At 69.6% G+C, this 21,026-nt stretch carries 19 protein-coding genes; 11 read left to right on the top strand and 8 right to left on the bottom strand.

From position 1 onward, the window contains the following. Positions 1 to 158 precede the first annotated feature (158 nt). Complete coding sequence (gene mutS / locus A37E_RS0108665) at positions 159 to 2,813, top strand: DNA mismatch repair protein MutS (protein ID WP_245279434.1); 2,655 nt, start codon at positions 159 to 161, stop codon at positions 2,811 to 2,813. Between the two features lie 42 nt (positions 2,814 to 2,855). Here the strand turns inward: mutS and A37E_RS0108660 are convergent, their stop codons facing one another. Further along, complete coding sequence (locus A37E_RS0108660; protein WP_029556233.1) at positions 2,856 to 4,226, bottom strand: hypothetical protein; 1,371 nt, start codon at positions 4,224 to 4,226, stop codon at positions 2,856 to 2,858. Between the two features lie 52 nt (positions 4,227 to 4,278). Then, positions 4,279 to 5,574, bottom strand: a complete 1,296-nt coding sequence (locus A37E_RS0108655; RefSeq protein ID WP_029556232.1) for an adenylosuccinate synthase — start codon at positions 5,572 to 5,574, stop codon at positions 4,279 to 4,281. 244 nt (positions 5,575 to 5,818) lie between these two features. Here A37E_RS0108655 and rsmB point away from each other — a divergent pair, with 244 nt between their 5' ends. Next, a complete protein-coding gene (gene rsmB, locus A37E_RS0108650; RefSeq protein ID WP_029556231.1) occupies positions 5,819 to 7,189 on the top strand; it encodes a 16S rRNA (cytosine(967)-C(5))-methyltransferase RsmB in 1,371 nt (456 codons plus the stop codon). A gap of 48 nt (positions 7,190 to 7,237) precedes the next feature. Then, on the top strand, positions 7,238 to 9,076 hold the full coding sequence (locus A37E_RS0108645) for a heparinase II/III family protein (RefSeq protein ID WP_081837518.1): 1,839 nt from the start codon (positions 7,238 to 7,240) through the stop codon (positions 9,074 to 9,076). A gap of 24 nt (positions 9,077 to 9,100) precedes the next feature. Here the strand turns inward: A37E_RS0108645 and htpX are convergent, their stop codons facing one another. Both htpX and A37E_RS0108635 read right to left on the bottom strand, forming a co-directional pair. Beyond that, positions 9,101 to 10,012 carry a zinc metalloprotease HtpX gene (htpX, locus tag A37E_RS0108640; protein WP_029556229.1) on the bottom strand — a complete coding sequence of 304 codons (912 nt, stop codon included), beginning with the start codon at positions 10,010 to 10,012 and terminating at the stop codon, positions 9,101 to 9,103. Between the two features lie 119 nt (positions 10,013 to 10,131). Beyond that, entirely contained in the window at positions 10,132 to 10,338 is a 207-nt protein-coding gene (locus A37E_RS0108635; protein WP_024276641.1) for a hypothetical protein, read from the bottom strand. Between the two features lie 545 nt (positions 10,339 to 10,883). Here A37E_RS0108635 and fae point away from each other — a divergent pair. After that, entirely contained in the window at positions 10,884 to 11,390 is a 507-nt protein-coding gene (gene fae / locus A37E_RS0108630) for a formaldehyde-activating enzyme (RefSeq protein ID WP_024276642.1), read from the top strand. A 164-nt stretch (positions 11,391 to 11,554) separates the two neighbouring features. Here the strand turns inward: fae and A37E_RS0108625 are convergent, their stop codons facing one another. From A37E_RS0108625 to A37E_RS0108615, 3 genes are read right to left on the bottom strand one after another with little or no spacing between them, the layout of a single operon-like run. Beyond that, positions 11,555 to 12,535 carry a YncE family protein gene (locus A37E_RS0108625; RefSeq protein ID WP_029556228.1) on the bottom strand — a complete coding sequence of 327 codons (981 nt, stop codon included), beginning with the start codon at positions 12,533 to 12,535 and terminating at the stop codon, positions 11,555 to 11,557. Continuing rightward, a complete protein-coding gene (locus tag A37E_RS0108620) occupies positions 12,535 to 13,071 on the bottom strand; it encodes an SRPBCC family protein (protein WP_024276644.1) in 537 nt (178 codons plus the stop codon). The genes A37E_RS0108625 and A37E_RS0108620 overlap by 1 nt, the downstream gene beginning before the upstream one ends. A 54-nt stretch (positions 13,072 to 13,125) precedes the next feature. After that, a complete protein-coding gene (locus A37E_RS0108615) occupies positions 13,126 to 13,677 on the bottom strand; it encodes a DUF3280 domain-containing protein (protein WP_029556227.1) in 552 nt (183 codons plus the stop codon). A gap of 172 nt (positions 13,678 to 13,849) precedes the next feature. Here A37E_RS0108615 and A37E_RS0108610 point away from each other — a divergent pair, with 172 nt between their 5' ends. The 5 genes from A37E_RS0108610 to A37E_RS0108590 all read left to right on the top strand — a co-directional run bounded on the left by A37E_RS0108610 (position 13,850) and on the right by A37E_RS0108590 (position 18,482). Continuing rightward, a complete protein-coding gene (locus A37E_RS0108610; protein WP_051678885.1) occupies positions 13,850 to 15,127 on the top strand; it encodes an ABC transporter substrate-binding protein in 1,278 nt (425 codons plus the stop codon). 64 nt (positions 15,128 to 15,191) lie between these two features. Then, complete coding sequence (locus A37E_RS0108605; RefSeq protein ID WP_024276647.1) at positions 15,192 to 16,178, top strand: YVTN family beta-propeller repeat protein; 987 nt, start codon at positions 15,192 to 15,194, stop codon at positions 16,176 to 16,178. Next, entirely contained in the window at positions 16,175 to 16,978 is an 804-nt protein-coding gene (locus A37E_RS0108600; RefSeq protein WP_029556225.1) for an ABC transporter ATP-binding protein, read from the top strand. The genes A37E_RS0108605 and A37E_RS0108600 overlap by 4 nt, the downstream gene beginning before the upstream one ends. After that, a complete protein-coding gene (locus A37E_RS0108595; protein ID WP_029556224.1) occupies positions 16,975 to 17,841 on the top strand; it encodes an ABC transporter permease in 867 nt (288 codons plus the stop codon). Before A37E_RS0108600 ends, A37E_RS0108595 begins: the two co-directional genes overlap by 4 nt. After that, a complete protein-coding gene (locus A37E_RS0108590; RefSeq protein WP_029556223.1) occupies positions 17,838 to 18,482 on the top strand; it encodes a hypothetical protein in 645 nt (214 codons plus the stop codon). The genes A37E_RS0108595 and A37E_RS0108590 overlap by 4 nt, the downstream gene beginning before the upstream one ends. 161 nt (positions 18,483 to 18,643) lie before the next feature. On the opposite strand, the gene hpt is transcribed toward A37E_RS0108590, so the two are convergent. After that, a complete protein-coding gene (hpt, locus tag A37E_RS0108585) occupies positions 18,644 to 19,180 on the bottom strand; it encodes a hypoxanthine phosphoribosyltransferase (protein ID WP_024276651.1) in 537 nt (178 codons plus the stop codon). A 213-nt stretch (positions 19,181 to 19,393) separates the two neighbouring features. On the opposite strand from hpt, the gene ftsE reads away from it, so the two are divergent. Beyond that, entirely contained in the window at positions 19,394 to 20,053 is a 660-nt protein-coding gene (gene ftsE, locus A37E_RS0108580; RefSeq protein ID WP_024276652.1) for a cell division ATP-binding protein FtsE, read from the top strand. Beyond that, the gene (locus tag A37E_RS0108575; protein ID WP_051678884.1) at positions 20,040 to 21,017 is read left to right on the top strand and encodes an ABC transporter permease; all 978 of its coding nucleotides are present in this window, start codon (positions 20,040 to 20,042) and stop codon (positions 21,015 to 21,017) included. The genes ftsE and A37E_RS0108575 overlap by 14 nt, the downstream gene beginning before the upstream one ends. Positions 21,018 to 21,026: the final 9 nt, after the last annotated feature.

The raw sequence follows: 21,026 nt of genomic DNA, 5'->3' as shown, positions 1-21,026 counted from the left end.
CTGACAGGCACGGCCCCGCCCGATACCGTGCGGCCATGCGCCCGACCGCCACCCAGACCGCTTCCAGCACCGCCGCCGAAGAGACGCCTCCCGAGGAGGCGTCCGCGCCCGCCAAGGCTCCGGCCGCGAAGGCCGACGACACGCGCGTGACGCCCATGATGGCGCAGTACATGGAGATCAAGGCGGCGAACCCGGATAGTCTCCTGTTCTACCGCATGGGCGACTTCTACGAGCTGTTCTTCGCCGACGCGGAGCAGGCCTCGCAGGCGCTGGGCATCGTCCTTACCAAGCGCGGCAAGCATCTCGGTGAGGACATCCCCATGTGCGGGGTGCCCATCGACCGGGCTGAGGAATATCTGCACAAGCTCATCGCCCTCGGCTTCCGCGTCGCCGTCTGCGAGCAGCTGGAAGACCCGGCCGAGGCGAAGAAGCGCGGTGGCAAGTCGGTGGTGCGACGCGACGTCACCCGCCTCGTCACCCCCGGCACCATCACCGAGGACTCCCTGCTCGACGCCCGGCGCGAGAACGTGCTGGCCGCGCTGGCCCGGGTGCGGGCCGGCTCGGGGGCGGAGGATTTCGCCTATGCGATCGCCTTCACCGACATGTCCACCGGCGCCTTCCGGGTGGCCGGCACCACGCGCGCCGCGCTTTCGGGCGATCTGGCGCGGGTGGACCCGGCGGAGCTGCTGGTCTCCGATGCGCTCCTGGACGATGCCGAGCTGCGCGCCATGCTGCGCGATCTGCCGGCGGTGACGCCGCTGCCCCGCCAGTCCTTCGACGGGGCGGGGGCGGAGAAGAGGCTGGCGGACTTCTACGGCGTCGCCGCCCTCGATGCCTTCGGTGCCTTCGCCCGCGCCGAGCTGATCGCGGCTGCGGCGGTGGTCGCCTATGTGGACCGCACCCAGCTCGGGGCGAAGCCCCTCCTCGCCCGCCCGGTGCGGGAGGCGGAGGGCGGCATCATGGCCATCGATGCCGGCACGCGCGCCAATCTGGAGCTGGTGCGCACCACCTCCGGTGACCGGCGGGGTTCCTTGCTCGCCGCCGTGGACCGCACGGTGACGGCGGCCGGCGCGCGGCTCCTCGCCCGCCGCATCGCCGAGCCCCTGACCGACCTTGCCGCCATCCGCGCCCGGCACGATGCGGTGGGGCATCTCGTCGAGGACGGCGCCTTGCGCCGCGCGCTGCGGGAGGCGCTCGCCCGCGCCCCCGACATGGCCCGCGCCGTCACCCGCCTTGCCTTGCAGCGGGGCGGCCCGCGCGATCTCGCGGCGGTGCGCGACGGCCTCGAGGGCGCGCTGGCCATCGCCGGCCTGATCGGCCCGGATGCGCCGGACGACCTGTCCCGCGCCGCCCGCGCCCTCTCCCGCGCGCCCCATGCGGTGGCGCTCGATCTCGCTTCGGCCCTGGCGGAGAACCTGCCCGTCCACCGCCGCGACGGCGGCTTCGTGCGCGAGGGCTGCGATGGCGAACTCGACGCCACCCGCGCCCTGCGCGACGAAAGCCGCCGCGTGGTGGCCGCGCTGGAGCGGCGCTATGTGGAGGAGACGGGCGTCCGCTCCCTCAAGATCCGGCACAATGCGGTGCTCGGCTATTATGTGGAGGTGACGCAGCAGAATGCGGACCGCCTGCGCGAGCCGCCGCACGATGCTGTCTTCGTCCACCGCCAGACCATGGCGGGGGCCATGCGCTTCTCCTCCGTGGAGCTGGGCGATCTCGAAAGCCGCATCTCCAGTGCCGGCGAGCGGGCTTTGGCGCTGGAGCAGGCCATCTTCGAGCGCCTGTCCGCCGCCGTGGTCGCCGAGACCGAGGCCATCCGCGCCGCCGCCGATGCGCTGGCCGAGCTGGATGTGGCCTCGGGCCTCGCGGAGCTTGCGGCCACCGAGGCCCATGTGCGCCCGCACATGGAAGAGGGCGTCGCCTTCGCCATCGCGGGCGGGCGCCACCCGGTGGTGGAGCAGGCGCTTGCCCGGGATGGCGGCCCCTTCGTGCCCAACGATTGCGACCTCTCTCCGCCGGAGGGTGACAGGGACGGCCGCATCGTCCTCGTCACCGGCCCGAACATGGCGGGTAAGTCCACTTTCCTCAGGCAGAACGCGCTCATCGCCGTGCTGGCGCAGGCGGGGGCCTTCGTGCCGGCCCGGTCCGCGCGCATCGGCGTGGTGGACCGGCTGTTCTCCCGCGTCGGCGCGGCGGACGATCTGGCGCGCGGGCGCTCCACCTTCATGGTGGAGATGGTTGAGACGGCGGCGATCCTCAATCAGGCGACGCCGCGCTCCCTCGTCATCCTCGACGAGATCGGCCGTGGCACGGCAACTTTCGACGGCATGTCCATCGCCTGGGCGAGCCTGGAGCACCTGCATGAGGTGAACCGCTGCCGGGCGCTGTTCGCCACCCATTTCCACGAATTGACCGCACTTTCCCAGCGCTGCCGGCGCCTCTCCAACGCCACTGTGAAGGTGACGGAATGGCATGGCGACGTGATCTTCCTGCACGAGGTGGTGCCCGGCGCGGCGGATCGCTCCTACGGCATCCAGGTGGCGAAGCTCGCCGGCCTGCCGGAGGCGGTGATCGCCCGGGCCAAGGCCGTGCTGGCGGAGCTGGAGGCGGCCGAGCGCGCGTCACCCGCGCAGAAGCTGATCGACGATCTGCCGCTGTTTGCCGTGCGGCCCAAGCCGGCGGAGAAGGCGGCGCAGGCCGATCCCGCCGCCGAGGCGGTGCTCGGCGCGCTCGATGATCTCGATCCGGATGCGCTGAGCCCGCGCGAGGCGCTGGACGCGCTCTATCGGCTCAAGGGGTTGCGGCGCGACGGCTGACGATGGCCGGGGCCGAAACGGGAGGGCGTTCCCGCCCTGCCGTCAGTTGCTGCCGCCGTCGGACGACGCGGGCGCCGCCTGCGGGCGCTGGAGCAGCTCGCCCCAGGCGGAGAAGGCGTCGTTGAATGCCTGCTCGCCGGCCACACCCTTCTCGAAGGCGAGCACGGCCTTCTTGTTGTTGGTGTAGGTCAGGAGCACGTCGAGCCACGGATAGGCCTGCAGCAGGGCAACGTTGCGCTGGCGGTCGGCGGTCTTTTCCGAGAGGCCCACCAGGAACAGGGTCGGGTTGACGCGCACGGCGAGGCCGGCAAGCGGCGTGCCCAGCGCCTGCTGGTTCGGCTTCGCCCGCACCGCGTCCACGTTGGCGACGCCGCCGAAGGGGAAGTCTTCCGGCAGCTTGAAGCCGATCTCGATGGTGTGGGATGCCGGCAGCGTCTGGTCGGTGTTGCGCCGGAGCACGAAACTCATCGCGATCTTGCGCTCGGGAATCACCAGGTCGCCGCGCAGGCCGATATCGGGCGGCAGGCCCGGCCCGGCGTTCACGGTTTCCGTGCGCCAGGTGATGGTGCCCTCGAACGTCTGCGGCTGGGCGCTGCCGGTGGATTCCTCGATCAGCACGGCACGGGCGCTGCCCGAGGCGTTGCCGGGGCGCTGGGCCGGGGCGCGGCGCGCGGCATCACCGGACGTTTTGGTCATCCGGTCGGCCGACTTCGCCTGATCGGACGCGCTGGTGCCGGAGGCGGCCGGTGCCGCCGCCTGCTGTTCGCCCTCGCTGCCGCCGAAGAGGCGGTCGCGGTTGACCACGGCGAAGGCGATGCCGCCCAGCACCACGAGCGCGAGAATCGCGATCAGGATGAATTTCTTCCAGGAGGCGCCGCCTTCCGACGCACCGCGCCGGCCACCATTGGCGGCCGCGCCGCGGCTCCGCACTTCACCCCGCCGGTGCGGCGGGCGGCGGTCGCCCTCGGTCTCGTCCTCGCTGCGCTGGCGCGGCGGCAGGCGGCGGTCGGGCCGGGCGGGGGGCTCGGCGGACGTGCGACTTTCGGCTTCGTCCGCGGGGGGCTCGGGCTCCTCGTCCGGGGTAGCCGGGGCGGCCGAGCTTTTCGGCGGTTCGAACCGGGCGGGGGGCGGCGGGGGCGCGGCCTCTTCCGCCTCGTCCTCGAACACCTCGTCTTCGGGCTGGGGCTCGGGCGTGTTGTCCTGCTGGGCGAACTCCGCCTCCACGCGGCGGATCGCCTCTTCGAGGCCCATCCGCTCGCGGGTGATCTCGCCTTCCGGCAGCGGCGGGTCCACCCCGCGCAGCTGACGCATCAGGGCGGTGCGGGCACGATCGTAGACGGCGCGCCGGCTCTCCCCGGTCTTCTGGGGCAGACTGGAGATCGCGCGGACCAGGAGGGGATAGTAGTCAGCCATCGGAGCGGTGAGGTTCCCCTTGTGCCGTCAGATCGGAGCCGTCAGATCGGCATTATGCCTGAAACGGGTTGTGAACAAGGATCGTGTCGTCGCGTTCCGGGCTTGTCGACAGCACCGCCACCGGGCAGCCGATCAGCTCTTCCACGCGCCGCACGTATTTCACGGCCTCCGCCGGCAGATCGGCCCACGAGCGGGCGCCGGCGGTGGAATCCTGCCAGCCTTCCATGGTCTCGTAGATGGGCTCGGCCCGGGCCTGCGCGCCGCTTTCCGCCGGCAGATAGTCGATTTCCTTACCGTCAACCTTGTAGCCGACGCAGACTTTCAACTCGTTAAAGCCGTCCAGCACGTCGAGCTTGGTGAGGGCGATGCCGTGGATGCCGCAGGTGCGCACCGTCTGGCGCACCAGCACCGCATCGAACCAGCCGCAGCGGCGGGCGCGGCCGGTGACGACACCGAACTCGTGGCCCTTGGTGCCCAGCGTCTTGCCCACTTCGTCGAGAAGCTCGGTGGGGAAGGGGCCTTCGCCCACGCGGGTGGTGTAGGCCTTGGTGATGCCCAGCACGTAATCCAGCGCGCCCGGCCCGATGCCGGTGCCGCTCGCCGCCGATCCCGCCACCGTGTTGGACGAGGTGACGTAGGGATACGTGCCGTGGTCGATGTCGAGCAGCGCGCCCTGCGCGCCCTCGAACAGGATCTTGCGGCCCTCGCGGCGTGCTTTGTCCAGCAACTCCCACACCCGGTCCATGAAGGGCAGGACCTTGGGGGCAAGCGCCATCAGCTCGGCGACCAGCGCCGCGCCGTCCACTTCCGCCATGCCGAGGCCGCGGCGGATGAGATTGTGATGGGTGAGGAGGCGATCGACCTTGGCCGGCAGGGTCGCCGGGTCGGTCAGGTCAACGAGGCGGATGGCGCGACGGCCCACCTTGTCCTCATAGGCCGGCCCGATGCCGCGCTTGGTGGTGCCGATGCGGGCGCCTTCCGCCGTGGCGCTTTCACGCAGGGCGTCCAGCTCGCGGTGCAGCGGCAGGATCAGCGACACGGTCTCGGCGATGCGGAGCCGGTCGGGACCGATTTCGATGCCCTGCGCGGCAAGGCGCGCCAGCTCGTCCACCAGCGCCTGCGGGTCGAGCACGACGCCGTTGCCGATCACCGACAGCTTGCCGGGACGCACCACGCCGGACGGCAGGAGGGACAGTTTATAGGTGACGCCGCCGACGACCAGCGTATGGCCGGCATTGTGGCCTCCCTGGAAGCGGACGACGACGTCCGCCTGCTCGGAGAGCCAATCGACGATCTTGCCCTTGCCTTCGTCGCCCCACTGAGAGCCGACCACGACCACATTGGCCACGCGGTGGTGCCTCCTGAACCCAGCGCGGGTGGTTCGGACCTCGACCGCGCGCACAAAGGAAAGCCCCGGCTCTGGTCCGGGGCGTTACCAAAGCGTCTTACGGGATCGGGGCTGGCGAGGCAAGGTTTGCGCGGCGGGCCGGCCGGTGGGCGACGTTCCGTCAACGGTAGCGGCGGAAGGTGCCGGAGGGGCCGCCCTTTGGGGGCGTTGGCGACCGGCCCCGGTTCGTGCTCTACCTTCCCCGATGAAGACTCCCCGCAGCGCTCCCGCCTCCTCCCGCCGCCCCGGCGGCAGCCCAAAGCCCGTTGCCGCCACCCCCGGATTGTCCGCCCGCGCCGTCGCCGTCGACGCGCTGGAAGCCGTGCTGCGGCAGGGCGCCGCGCTGGAAGAGGCGCTCGACGGCCCGGCGCTGGAGCCGCGCGACCGGGCGCTCGCCTATCGCATCGTCGCCACCGCTTTGCGGCGGCTCGGGACGCTCCGTGCCGTGCTCGGCAAGCTGATGGAGCGCGGCTTTCCCAAGTCGGCGCCGCGGCTGGAATCGGTGCTGCTCGCCGGGGCGACGCAGATCCTGTTCATGGATGTGCCGAGCCATGCGGCGGTGGGTCTCAGCGTGGACCTCGCCCGCGCCGACCGCTCCACCGTGGGTTTCGCCGGCCTCGTCAACGCCGTGCTGCGCCGTCTGGCGCGGGAGGGCGAGGCGCTGATGGCCGGGGTCGATCCCGATTTCGCCGATACGCCCGACTGGCTGCGCCAGCGCTGGACCAAGGCCTATGGCGCCGAAACCGCGCGCGCCATGGCCGCCATGCATCGGGTGGAGCCGCCCCTCGACATCACCGTGAAGACCAACCCCGCCGACTGGGCGGAGAAACTTTCGGGCGAGGTGCTGCCCACCGGCACGGTGCGCATCCTCCAGGCCGGTCCGGTGCGGGCGCTGCCCGGTTTCGCGGAAGGCGAATGGTGGGTGCAGGACGCCGCCGCCGCCCTTCCTGCCCGGCTGCTCGGGAAAGTGGACGGGCTGAAGGTGGCGGACCTGTGCGCCGCGCCCGGCGGCAAGACGGCGCAGCTGGTCGCCGCGGGGGCGCAGGTGACGGCGGTGGACCGTTCCGGCGCCCGCCTCACCCGCCTCAGGGACAATCTGGCACGGCTCGGCCTCGCCGCGACCGTGGTGGAGGGCGACGCCGCGACCTTCGCCGGCGGTCCGTTCGACGCGGTTCTGCTCGATGCGCCCTGCTCCGCCACCGGCACCCTGCGCCGGCATCCGGACATCGCGGTGTCCAAGCGGCCGGCGGACATCCCGACCCTCGCCACCTTGCAGGCGCGGCTGCTCGACCACGCCATCGACCTCGTGAAGCCCGGCGGCCTCGTCGTCTATTCCACCTGCTCGCTGGAGCCGGAGGAGGGCGAGGCGCAGGTGGAGCGGCTTCTGGCCGCCCGCGCCGACGTGGAACGGGCGCCGCTTGGTGCCGGAGAGGTGGAAGGCCTTGATTTGTTCATAACTCCTCAAGGGGATGTGCGCACTCTTCCAAGTCACTGGATGCGGGGGGAGGCGGAGCGGTCGGGTCTCGACGGCTTCTTCGCCGCCCGGCTGCGGCGCAAGGGAAGCCCGGCAGGCTGACCCGCGCCTAGCCTCCCGCAAGGGCTAGAGGCTGGTGAAGACAGGCGCATGGGTATCTGGAATGGATCGGCGGGCCCGCTGCAGGCCGTGGCCAGAAATCTGGTCGGCACGCTGGCCGGGAAGGGCCACGCCCACACGCCGGGAGGCGCCGTGAGCCGAGGCGGGCTGCGAGAGCGCACGCAACTGGCGACCCTCCTGCTGGAGCTTTGGTCGCAGACGGTGCTCGCACGCATCGGCGGCCGCGCCGTGCCGCTCGGCTATGTGCCGGTGCCGGTGCCGGAGCGCCTTCTCATCGCCCCGCAGGACCTGAGGACCGGCGACGCCACCGTCGCCAGCGAAATCTATTCCGGCCGATTCGCCTTCGCCGGCAAGGTGATGGCGCTCGACGGCCGCACCGCGTTCGAGCTGGTGCCGCCCTCGGTGGAATGGGCCGAGGCGCTGCACGGCTTCGGCTGGCTGCGGCACCTGAAGGCCGCCAACACCACCATCGCCCGGGCCAATGCCCGCGCCCTCGTCGGCGACTTCATCCGCGATCCCGGCAAGGCCAAGGCGGTGGCGGCGCGCCCGGACGTGGCGGCCCGGCGCATCATCTCCTGGCTCACCCAGGCGACCTTCCTGCTGCAGGACGCCGACCACGATTTCTACCGCCGCTTCATGCGCTCGCTGGCCAAGCAGGTGCGCCAGCTGCGCCGCATGGCGAGCGACGCGCCGGACGGCTATCCCCGCCTCATCGCCATCGTCGCGCTGGTGTTCGCCGGGCTGTGCATGTCCGATCAGCCGCGCCTGCTGAAGGCCGCGCAGAAGCGCCTCGCCGAGGAGCTGGACCGGCAGATCCTGCCGGACGGCGGCCCGCTGACCCGCAATCCCGGCATGCTCATCGAGCTGCTGCTGGACCTTCTGCCGCTGCGCCAGGCCTTCACCGCCCGCAACCAGCAGGCTCCCGCCGCGCTGATGAATGCGGTGGACCGGATGATGCCCATGCTGCGCTTCTTCCGGCATGGGGACGGCGCCTTCGCGCATTTCCACGGCATGGGGCATACGGCGGCGGACCAGCTCGCCACCATCCTCGCTTTCGACGACGCGCGCGGTGCGCCGGTGGCGAATGCGCCCTATTCCGGCTACCAGCGGCTCGATGCCCGCTCGCTGATGCTGATCGCCGACACCGGCCCGCCGCCGCCCACCGTGGCGAGCTGGGAGGCGCACGCGAGCTGCCTCGCCTTCGAATTCTCCTCCGCCCGCCAGCGCATCGTCATCAATTGCGGCGTGCCGGAGGTGCACCGGGAGATGTGGCGGCAGGTGGCCCGCTCCACGGCGGCCCATTCCACCGCCGTGATCGCCGACACCTCCTCCTGTCGCTTCCTGCAGGGCGGCTCCATGACGCGCATCTTCGGCGCGCCCATCGTCGCCGGGCCGAAGCATGTGGAGGTGCAGCGCGGCACGCGGAACAACGCACTGCTGCTGCGCGCCAGCCATGACGGCTATGCCGAGGCGTTCAACCTGCTGCACCAACGCTCGTGGCGGCTGGCGCTGGAGGGCAACCGGCTCGACGGCGAGGACATCTTCCGGCCGGTGGAGGAGGGCGGGGCGCTGCCGGCGGAGACCTTCGCCATCCGCTTCCACCTGCACCCCTCGGTGACGGTGGAACGGCTGGACGATCCCCATACGGCCTTGCTCAGCCTGCCCAACGGCGAGGCCTGGGCCTTCGCCGCGCCTCATCTGCCGCTGGTGGTGGAGGAGAGCGTGGACCTCGCCGCGACCGGCGGGCCGCGCCGCACCTCGCAACTGGTCCTCACGGGCGAGGTGGCGCGCACGCCGCGCGTCATCTGGACCTTCGTGCGCACCCGGGAAGCGCAGAGCGTGCCGCCGGTGCGGCCGGGCCGGGGCTGAGGCCCCGACCGATCACCTTCGGCATCACCCCCACGGCCCGCGGCGCGGCTGCGCCGGGGCCGAAGCGGGTGCTGTGAAACCTCCGCCGCCCATGCGCTGCGACAGATCGCGCAGGGCCGCGATGCGGTTCTCCACTGCCGGATGGGTGGAGAAGAGATTGTCCATCCGCGCCCCGGAGAGGGGATTGATGATGAACATGTGGGCAGTCGCGGGGTTCGCTTCTGCCTCATAGTTCGGCACCTGATGCGCCTCGCCGGAGATCTTCGCCAGCGCCGAGGCGAGCGCCATGGGCCGCCCCAGTATCTCCGCACCGCCCCTGTCGGCCTCGTATTCGCGCGAGCGGGAGATGGCCATCTGCACCAGCATGGCGGCCATCGGCGCGAGGACCACCATCAATATGGTGCCGATGAAGCCGAAGGGATTGTTGTTCTCCCGATTGCCCCCACCAAACAGCAGGCCGAAGTTCGCCAGCATGGAGATGGCGCCGGCGATGGTCGCGGTGATGGTCATGGTGAGGGTATCGTAGTGCTTGATGTGCGCCAGCTCGTGCGCCATCACGCCCGCCACCTCTTCCGGCGTCAGGGTCTGCAACAGGCCGGTGGTGGCGGCGACCGCGGCGTTCTGCGGATTGCGACCGGTGGCGAAGGCGTTGGGCTGGGGGTTGTCCATGATGAACACCCGCGGCATGGGCAGGTCCGCCCGCCGCGCCAGCTCCCGCACCATGCCCACGAACTCGGGCGCGGTACGATCATCCACCTCCCGCGCGCCGTACATGCGCAGGACCATCTTGTCCGCATTCCAGTAGCTGAACAGGTTCATGCCTGCCGCCACCACAAATGCGATCATCATCCCGCCGCGTCCGCCGAGGGCGAAGCCCACGGCCATGAACAAGGCGGTCATGCCGGCGAGCAGGATCGCCGTCTTCAGGTGATTCATCCATCCCTCCCGGTGCCGCGCACAGGACGCGGACCTTGGACTACAGGATGGGAAGGCACCGCGCCCCGTTCAAGGGCGAGATTGCCGTTGCGGCAGTGTGGTGCTGTCCGCCGCGCGGTTCAGATGTCGCGCATGAGGCGGTCGGCGGCCACGCACTTCCAGCGGCCGATCTGCCACTGGGGATGACTCTCGCTCCACTGCGCGATGGCCTGCTGGGAGGACATCATGCAGGTCATGGGTGCGCTCGCTTCCATGGAGAAGCTGAGCTTCTCCTCCCGGCAGGTGGCCGGAGCGCTGATGAGGCAGGCGTATAGAACAATGAACATGACCAGGGTTCCCGAGACCGGCGCTGCGTGTGCCACTCCCCTGCTTCCGTCCCTCTGCGACAAACCTTCGCTAGCCATTCAAGCTGTACTGACCGGCAGGCTGCCTTCTCACGGGCAATCTGTGCAAAAATTAAGAAGCAAGCTGAGTGCCAACAGGAATGTTGGGCAAGGCTTCTCGGGAAGATTGGTATTGAACAACCGCAATACTTCCCGTCACGTTCTGCCCATCAATCCAGGCATCCGGCCGCCGCTGCCGCCGCAGGGGCAGGTCGCGGCCCGGTCCTGCGAGCCTCTCGCAAGGCCGTCCGCAAGGTCGCTACCAGGCGTTTTGCCGGCCAATTTTTCACGCTGCGCCGCGGCATGGATTCGCTGTCGCGGCGGCTTGCAGGCGAGCCTCGGCGCGGCTAGGCTCCGCGCGCTATCTGGTGAACCGGTTCGGCATTCCGCGCCGAGCGCTGACAACAAGGGTAGGCGGCATAGGACCGCCGTCCGGAACTGTCTTCGGGGGCGGTCATCCCTAGTCGATCTACGAGGGAGGACAGAAGGTGGCTAAGATCAGCAAGGTTCTGGTTGGTGAGGCGCTCGTCGGTGACGGCAACGAGGTCGCCCACATCGACCTCATCATCGGCCCGCGCGGCAGCGCGGCCGAGACGGCGTTCGTCACCAGCCTGACGAACAACAAGGATGGCTTCACGTCCCTCCTCGCGGTGCTCGCGCCGAACCTGCCCTGCAAGCCCAACACCGTGATGTTCAACAAGGTGACCATCAAGGACGCCCGGCAGGCCGTGCAGATGTTCGGCCCCGCGCAGTACGGCGTCGCCAAGGCGGTGCAGGACTCCGTGGCCGAAGGCGTGATCCCGGTCGAGGAAGCCGACGACCTCTTCATCTGCGTGGGTGTGTTCATCCACTGGGAAGCGGCCGACGACGCCAAGATCCAGCAGTTCAACTACGAGGCGACCAAGCTCTCGATCGCTCGCGCCGTGGCCGGTACCCCCACCGCCAAGGAAGCGACCGACAAGCGCAACGAAGCCAAGCACCCCTTCGCGGCCTAGAGCGGAAACCACCCTGGACAGAGCGGAAACCCTCCGCCAATGCCGAAGGGTCTGCTCCAGCGGTTGGCCGCCATCTTTCTGCGATAGAGGCCAAAAGAACGACGACCGGCGGTGCTCCCGCCGGTCGTTTTCGTTTTCAGGGGGAGCTTGCTGTCGAACGCGCGTCAGGGCGTCCGGCGCAGGAAGATGCCGAAGGCGCGGGGGCCGTCGCCCACCTCGAGGGTTGAGACCACCTTCAGCGTCTGCGTGTCGATCACGCTCATGGAATTGTCGAACCAGTTCACCACATAGACCGCGCGCCCGTCGTCCGAGGCAGCGATGCCTTCGGGATACTCGCCCACGGAAATGGTGGCGCGGGGCGCGAGGGTCGTGGTGTCGAACACGCTCACCGTCCCCGCATACTGGTTGGTGACGAAGGCGAGCGTGCCGGCGAGCGCCACCGCATAGGGCCTGTTGCCCACCTTCACCGTGCCGACCACCTTGCGCGCGGCAACATCGATGACGCTCACGTCGTTCGAGCCCACATTGGCGGTGTAGGCGGTGCGCCCATCCTCGGAGAGGGTGATGCCGAAGGGGCGCGTGCCCACCTTGACCACGGCGAGACGCTCCAGCGTCGCGGCATCGATGATGGAGACCTGATCGTCGTCGCGATCGGCGCTGAGCACGAGGGCGCCGTCGGGCGTCACCGCCACGCCCGAGGGGGAGGCGCCGGTGTGGGCGACGCGCTGCGCGTCGGGGTTGTCGGGATCGACCACCAGGAGCCGCGCCGCATACCAGTCCGCCACATAGACCGGCTTGCCGGAGGGCGCGACCGCGACGCCCAGCGGACCGCCGTCCACATGGATGCGCTTCTCGACCGTGCGGGTCGCCGTGTCGATCACCGACAGGGCCTTGCCCTCGGGGCTGGTGACGAAGGCGCGGTGTCCGTCCCGCGACACCGCGATGCCGGCCGGCTCGCCGGGCACGGGGATGCGCCCGACGAGTTTCGGCGGGGTGGCGGCGCCATCGAGCGCCACCACCGCCACCTCATTGCCGGGCTGGTTGGTGATGAAGGCCTCCGCCGCGACCGAAGGCCGGGGCGCGACGAGGAGCGCGGCTGCCGCGGCGAAGATCGCCGGAGCCGCCGCGCGCCGCACAAGGGCCATCAGGAGCCCTTTTCGACCTTGGCCTTCAGGGCGTCGAGCCCGCCGCGGTAGACCGCGGTCACGGCGGCGACGGCGGCCTCGTCGCTCAGTTCCGGCGGCGGGTCGTTGTTGGGGTAGCCGCGATAGAAGGCGCCGCGCCACTCCACCTTGGTGTGGGTGGCATCGACGGGAATGACCGCGATGGTGGAGGAATAGTTCGTCACCGGCAGCACTTTCACGTCCACCGCATTGATGCGGTAGGAATAGGTCTTCTGCTCCGGCTCGTACTTCACCAGCACCTCGTCGAGGGTGCCGCCGCCCTTGAGGGTGAGCAGGCGCGTGGCATCCACGGCGTTGCCGCCCTTGCCTTCCTGCTTGTCGACGGCGGGATGCCAGCTCATGTCCTGGAAATTGGAGATCACGGCCCAGACCTTGTCGGCCGGCGCGTTGATCTCGACGCTCTCCGTCACCTTCTTGCGGGTGGGGCCGTGCGCGTCAGCGGCGAGTGGGATCATCGCGACCGCAAGCGCCGCCGCGGCGGCAATCATCTGCCTCATGGAAACGTTCCTCCAACACTGTTTGGTCGATGGTGAACGGGCCGGACGGCCGCGTCATTGGGAAAGCTCGGGCAGGCCCGGGGCGAAAATGCGGTTCTTCATCAAATAGCGCACGCCGCGCATCCAGGAATCGTCGGTGTTGCCACGGATATCGACCTGCCCCGCGCGCACGACCTTCGCGCTGCCTTCGACGCCCTTCAGGTCGACTTCGCGCACCTGCAGCTCGATGGACAGGATGAGATTGGACACCTTGCGCACCACGCCCACCGCCTCGAACCGCGCTCCGGCATCGGCGGCGATCTCGTTCTCGCAGGCATTGCACTTGAAGAAGGGGGAGGCCTCCTCGATGCGCGCGGCGAAGGGCTTGAGATCGACGGGTGTCACCTGCCCGGTTTCCACGAGCAGGCGCACGAGTTCGGCATTGATGAGCTTGAGCCGCGCATCCTGTTCCGCACGGATGCTGTTGCGCCGGTCTGCCGTATCGTCAAATAACTCGAAGCCGAAGATGGCCATAGGGACGGGCGCGGCAAAGCTGCGGCCTGTCACGCTGAAAAATGTTGCGCCTGCGAAAAGAAGGGCAAAGACGAAACGAGCGCCGGACATCATCGGGAACCTTTGGCAGTCGGGAGCGTGTCACAGCCGGCCAGCCGCTGGCAAGGAGAGATCATCTTATTGTTTTCTTATGTCTATTCGGTTGCCGTTTTTGGCTGATGATGGCTACATCTTCCCCTCCCGACGACCCGGATCGACTGAGCCCCGATTGCCCATGAGCCTTCCCATGAGCCTTTCTTGGCGCCTCGACGGGCCGGGTCCTGGCTGGCCCCGACTGCTTCTCGCCGCGGCCTGCGCCCTGCTGCTGGGCGTCGCGGGCGGTGTCGGGACGTCGCTGGCGCAGCAACCTGCAGGTGGTGCGCCCCAGTCTGCCGAAGCCGTCCAAACGCCCGCTCCCGTGGAGCTGCGGCTCGGCCTTCTCACCCGCGAGGTTCCCCCGCCGCCGCTCTACGATCTTCTCGCCGTGCCGGCAGACGATGCGGTGGCCGGTGCCGAGCTCGCCATCAAGGACAACAACACGACCGGCCAGTTCACCGGCCAGAGCTTTGCGCTGGAGCCGGTCACGCTTGCCGAGGACGAGGATGCGGGCGAGGCGGCGCGCAAACTGGCGGACGGTGGCATCAAGCTTCTGGTCGTCAATTTGCCGGCGGCGGACCTCCTCAAGGTGGACGACGCGGTGAAGGGCAAGGGAGTCACCCTGTTCAACATCGGCGCCACCGACGATGCGCTGCGCGCCGAGCAGTGTCGGGCCGACGTCTTCCACGTCGCGCCCAGCCGGGCGATGCTGGCGGACGCGCTGATGCAGTTCCTCGCCATGAAGCGCTGGACCAAGCTGTTCCTCATCGTCGGGCCGAACCCGGCGGATCAGCTCTATGCCGACGCGCTGCGCAAATCGGCGAAGAAGTTCGGGCTCAAGATCGTCGCCGACAAGCCGTGGACCTTCGGCCCGCTGGGGCGCGACCGCTCGGACAGCATCACCCGCTCCGACGCGCTGGTGTTCAGCCGGGGCGTGGATGCGGACGTGCTGGTGGTGGCGGACGAGGCCAACGATTTCGGCAATTACATCCCCTTCCGCACCTTCGAGCCCCGCCTCGTGGTGGGGACGCAGGGCCTCACCGCGGGCACCTGGCATCCGGCGCAGGATGCGTGGGGCTCGGCCCAATTGCAGAACCGCTTCCTGCGCGCCACGGGCCGCCCCATGCGCGCGACCGACTATCAGGCGTGGCTCGCCGTGCGCATGGTCGGCGAGGCCGCGACCCGCGCCAAGACGGCGGACCCGGTGGCGCTGGCGAAGTTCATGCGCTCGCCCGACTTCAGCCTCGCCGCCTTCAAGGGCGTGCCGGTGAGCGTGCGGCCGTGGGACCAGCAGGTGCGCCAGCCCCTCCTCATCGCCCAGCCCCTCGGCATCGTCTCGGTGGCGCCGGAGGACGGCTTCCTGCACCAGCGCACCCCGCTCGATACCCTCGGCGTGGACGAGCGCGAATCCAAATGCCGGCTGAACTGAAATGCCGGGACAAAGCGCGCGACGCGAATCGCGCCACACACGCCCGAATTCTGGAGGAAACCCGATGACCCCGACCGCCCTGCGCCGGCTCGTTGCCCTTCTCGCCGGAGCCGCCGCGCTGACGGCTGCGGATGCGGCTTCGGCCTATACGGTCTACGTCTCCAACGAGCGCGGCAATTCCATCACCGTCATCGATTCGACCACGCTGGAAGCCAAGCAGACGGTGAAGATCGGCCGCCGGCCGCGTGGCATCACCATGAGCCCGGACGGCAAGGTGCTGTTCCTGTGCGCCAGCGACGACCATGCGGTGCTGGCCATCGATCCCGCCACGCTCAAGGTCATGCGCAAGCTGAAGTCCGGCCCCGACCCGGAACTGTTCGCGCTGCACCCCTCGGGCAATCCGCTCTACATCGCCAATGAGGACGACAACCAGGTCACGGTTCTCGACGTGGAGCAGAACAAGGTGGTGGCGCAGGTGCCGGTGGGCACCGAGCCGGAAGGCATGGCGGTGAGCCCGGACGGGGCGACGCTGGTGGCCACCTCCGAAACCACCAGCATGGCCCACTTCATCGACACCAAGACCAACAAGATCTTCGCCAACGTGCTGGTGGATGCGCGCCCGCGCTTCGCCGAATTCTCCAAGGACGGCAAGCGCCTGTGGGTCTCCGCCGAGGTCGGCGGCACGGTGTCCGTCATCGATCCCGAGACGCGCAAGATCATCCACAAGGTCACGTTCCAGATCCCCGGCGTGTCCAAGGAGGCGATCCAGCCCGTGGGCGTGCGCCTGACGAAGGACGGCAAGACCGCCTTCGTCGCGCTGGGCCCGGCGAACCGGGTGGCGGTGGTGAATGCCGAGACGTTCGAGGTGCAGAAGTATCTCCTCGTCGGCCAGCGCGTCTGGCAGCTCGCCTTCACCCCGGACGAGAAGCTGCTCTTCACCACCAACGGCAATTCCAACGACGTGTCGGTGATCGACGTGCAGGACCTCAAGGTGGTGAAGTCCATCAAGGTCGGCGGCGCGCCGTGGGGCGTGGTGGTCTCGCCGCAATGAGTGATGCTGCGCAAGGTCCGGCGCACGTTCCGGCGCTCGCGATCGAGGCGGTGAGCCACGCCTTCGGCGCGCGCCGCGCGCTGGATTGCGTCTCGCTCACCGTGCCGGCCGGCTGCTTTGTCGCGCTGCTGGGGCCGAACGGCGCGGGCAAGACCACGTTGTTCTCGCTGGCGACGCGGCTCTATGCGACGCGCGAGGGGCGGGTGCGCATCTTCGGTCACGACCTCTCCCGCGCGCCCTCCGCCGCTTTGGCGGAGCTGGGCGTGGTGTTCCAGAGCCGCACGCTCGATCTTGATCTGTCGGTGCGGCAGAACCTCGCCTACCACGGCGCCCTGCACGGCATGGCGGGACGCGAGGTGAAGGCCCGCATCGCCGAATTGCTGGCGCTGGTGGGCCTCGCCGACCGCATCGATGACAAGGTGCGCACCCTCTCGGGCGGCCAGTCGCGGCGGGTGGAGATCGCCCGCGCGCTCATCCACCGCCCCCGCCTGCTGCTGCTGGACGAGGCGACGGTGGGGCTCGATCTGCCGTCGCGCTCCGCCATCGTCGAGATCGTGCGGCGCCTCGTGGCGGAAGAGGGGCTCGCGGTGCTGTGGGCCACCCACATCTTCGACGAGGTGCGGGCCGACGATCTCATCTATGTGCTCGACAAGGGCCGCATCATCGCCCACGGCACCGCGCGCGAGGTGACCGGCGCGCATCTGAGGCCGGCGGAAGAGCGTGCGCCCGATGGCCCCACGGCGGCTTTGGAGGCCGCCTTCCGGGCCATGACGGCGGCGCGGGCGGAGGACGTGGCATGAGCGAGGCGGCCTTTGACAGGGCGCCTTCCGCGCCCGCGCGCCACCTTGGCCCCGCGGGCTATCTGGTGTGCATGTCCGGTATCGTCGGCCGTGAGCTGCTGCGCTTCGTGCAGCAGAAGGAGCGCTTCCTCTCGGCGCTGGTGCGGCCGCTGGTGTGGCTCTTCATCTTCGCCGCCGGCTTCCGCTCGACGCTCGGCGTCTCGATCATCCCGCCCTATGAGACCTACGTGCTCTACGAGGTCTACGTGACGCCGGGCCTCGCGGTGATGATCCAGCTGTTCAACGGCATGCAGTCCTCCCTCTCCATGGTCTACGACCGGGAGGTGGGCTCCATGCGGGTGCTGCTGACGAGCCCGTTTCCGCGCTGGTACCTGCTGTTCTCCAAGCTGGTGGCGGGGGTCAGCGTGTCGCTGGCGCAGGTCTATGTCTTCCTCGCCATCGCCCGGCTGTGGGAGGTGGACATCCCGCCCATGGGCTATCTCACCGCGCTGCCCGCCTTCATCCTCACCGGGCTGATGCTGGGGGCCATCGGGCTCGTCATCTCCTCGCTGATCCGGCAGCTGGAGAATTTCGCCAGCGTGATGAACTTCGTGATCTTCCCGATGTTCTTCGCCTCCTCGGCGCTCTACCCGCTGTGGCGCATCCGCGATGCCAGCGAGACGCTGTACATCGTCTGCCTGCTCAACCCCTTCACCCATGCCGTGGAACTGGTGCGCAACGCGCTCTACGGCGCGTTCGAGCCGCAGGCCTTCGCCGTCGTGCTCGGCACCACCATCGTCTTCTTCGCCCTCGCCGTCGTCGCCTACGATCCGGGCCGCGGCATCATGGGGCGGCGGGGCGGGCCAAAAGGAGAAGCCGCGTGATCCGTTCGCTTGCCGCCGCCTCGGCCCAGGTATCGCTCCTTTGGGTCGCCGCTGTCCTGAGCGCGGGGCCGCTGGCCGCCCAGCCGAAGAGCGATCCCGACTGGCCCTGCCCGCAGCGCAGGACGCCGGAGATCGATCTCGCGCAGGTGTGGAGCGGCCCGGACCCGGCCTCCGCCGGCAAATGGACCGACGACCAGGATGCCGCCTCCCTCGCAGTGAAGCTCGCCTCCCGCCGCACGCCGGCGAAGGAGTTCGGCCCGTTGCTCGATGGCTTCGTGAAGGAGGCCGGCGCCGAGGCGGACAAGGGCCTGCTCCGGGTGATGGCCGGGGTCTACGAGATCATCAACGACCAGCGCAGCAAGATCATCCACGGCATCGTGCGCTACGCCCACGGCCAGCAGCGCCTCGCCGACCGCATCCGCGAGGAGGCTGACGAGCTGAGCAAGGCGCAGACCTCCATCACCGCGCCCGAGACCGCCGAAAGCCGCAAACTCGACGAGCAGCTCAACTGGGACACCCGCATCTTCGACGAGCGCGCCAAGTCCCTCATCTATGTCTGCGAGACGCCGGTGTTGCTGGAGCAGCGAGCCTTCGACATCGGCCAGCAGATCCAGTCCCGGCTGAAGGCCAAGGGCGGCTGAGACTTGGGTGGCTAAGACTTGGGCGGCTGAATACTCCGTCCGTCATCGCCCGCCTTGTGCGGGCGATCCACCCTGCGACCGGGCAGGCTCGTCGTCTTCAAAATCGGGTCCAGCGTCGGGGTGGATCCCCCGGACGAGCCGGGGGATGACGGTGGGTGCGGCTACTCCAGCCCCTCCACATGCCCGATGAAGGGCAGTTGCCGGAAGGCGTGGGCGACGTCCATGCCGTAGCCCACCACGAACACGTCCGGGCAGGTGAAGCCGACGAAATCGGCCTCGATCTGCACCGCCCTCTTGCCCGGCTTCTCCAGAAGCACGCACACCAGCACCCGCCGCGCGCCGCGCGCCATGAGCAGGTCCTTGGCGAAGGCGAGGGTGCGGCCGGACTCCAGGATGTCGTCGATGAGGAGCACGTCGCGGTCGCGCACGTCGCTCTCCACATCCTTCAGGATCTCCACCTGGCCGGAGGAGATGGTCGCCTCGCGATAGGAGGAGAGGTGCATGAACTCCACCTCCGGCGCGAGGCCGGACGTGTGCATGGCGCGCAGGAGGTCGGCGGCGAAGATGAAGGAGCCCTTCAGCACCGCCACGGCGAGCAGCCGCTCGGGCGCATGCGCGGCGATCTCCACCGCCAGGGCGTGGTTGCGCGCGGCGATGCGGTTCTCGTCATAAAGGACGCTGACGTTCGGCAGGTTCATGGTCCCTCTTCGCCAGAGCGCGAGCGTGGCCGTCGGGGCCGCGGGCGCTCTTCCGAGATAGCCGCCGGACCCGGCGGGCGCAATGCGGGACAGCCCTTCCCCACCCCTCGGCACTCGCACGGGGCGGGCCTTCCGCGCCCCCGTGGCGACGCCTTCCGCTTCGTTTATGGTGGGGCGGGGCGCCGTGGCGCGATTCGAGCGAAGGGTTGGGGCGTGGTCCGGTTCGAGAACGTCGGCCTCAGGTACGGCATGGGCCCGGAGGTGCTGAAGGATGTGTCCTTCGGCATCGAGCCCAATTCGTTCCAGTTCCTGACAGGCCCGTCGGGGGCCGGCAAGACGACGCTCATGCGCCTCCTGTTCCTCCAGCTGAAGCCGACGCGCGGGCTCATCACTTTGTTCGGGCGGGATGTCTCGTCCCTCGATCCCGACGAGGTGGCGGTGCTGCGCCGGCGCATCGGTATCGTGTTCCAGGATTTCCGCCTGCTGGACCACCTCACCACCTATGAGAATGTCTCCCTGCCGCTGCGCGTGCTCGGCAAGGAAGAAGCGAGCTATCGCGGCGAGGTGACGGAGCTTCTGAGCTGGGTCGGCCTCGGCGACCGGATGCACGTGCTGCCGCCGGTGCTCTCGGGCGGCGAGAAGCAGCGCGCGGCCATCGCCCGCGCCCTCATCGGGCGGCCGGAATTCCTGCTGGCGGACGAGCCCACGGGCAATGTGGACCCCACCCTCGCCCGCCGCCTGCTCCGCCTGTTCATCGAACTCAACAAGTCCGGCACGTCGGTGCTGCTGGCCACCCATGACATCGCGCTCATGGACCAGTACGACGCCCGCCGCCTCGTGATCGCCGACGGCCGCCTCTATGTCTACGACTGACGCCGCCACCCAGCCCCAGAACCCGCCGCCCAAGAAGCCGCCGGCCGAGGGCGAGGCGCCGCGCGCCAAGGCGCGGGCGCTGGCTTCCATCGTGCCGTCCTCCACCATCGCCGGGCGGGCGCTGGTGGCGGTGGTGGCCATCATGACCTTCCTTGCCGGCCTCACCATCGGCACGGCGGTGGCGGTGCGGGCGACCGCCAGCCAGTGGCGCTCCGACGTGACGCAGGAAGTCACCATCCAGATCCGTGCCGGCGAGAAGCAGGCCACCGACGCCCAGGTGCAGGCCGCCGCCGACATCGCCCGCAAGACGCCCGGCATCGCCGATGTGCATGTCCTGACGCCGGAGGAGACCTCCCGGCTGCTGGAGCCGTGGCTCGGCTCGGGGCTGGATCTCGGCGACCTGCCAGTGCCGCGGGTAATCGTGGTGCGCCTCGACGGGGCGAGCCCGCCCGATCTCGCCAAGCTCAAGCGCACGCTGACCGACCGCATCCCCACCGCCACGCTGGACGATCATCGCGGTTGGTCGCGCCGCCTCGTGGCGGTGACGGACGGGGTGATGCTGGTCGCCGTGGTTCTGCTGGTGCTGGTGGGGCTCGCCACCGTGCTCTCGGTGGTGTTCGCCACCCGCGCGGCGGTGGCCACCAACCGTTCGGTGGTGGAGGTGCTGCACTTCGTCGGCGCGCGGGACGGCTTCATCGCCGCCCAGTTCCAGCGCCACTTCCTCAAGATCGGCGCCGAAGGCGGGCTGATCGGCGGGCTCTCGGCGGCGGCCGTGTTCGGGGCGCTGGCCGCGCTCCCGCGCCTCGGCCTCGGCGGCGATCCGGAATTGCCGACCGTGCTCGGCTGGCTCAATCCCGGCTATCTCGGCTTCTTCGGCATCGCGGTGTCGGTGGCGATCGTGGCGCTGGCGACGGCGCTCACCTCCCGTGTCACCGTTTACCGCACGTTGAGGACGATCACATGATTCGGGCGG

The sequence above is a fragment of the Xanthobacter sp. 91 genome (assembly GCF_000702385.1).
In the GTDB taxonomy this organism is placed as follows: domain Bacteria; phylum Pseudomonadota; class Alphaproteobacteria; order Rhizobiales; family Xanthobacteraceae; genus Xanthobacter; species Xanthobacter aminoxidans.
The sequence above is the reverse complement of the archived record's forward strand: the minus strand, read 5'-3'. Positions and strand labels throughout refer to the sequence as shown.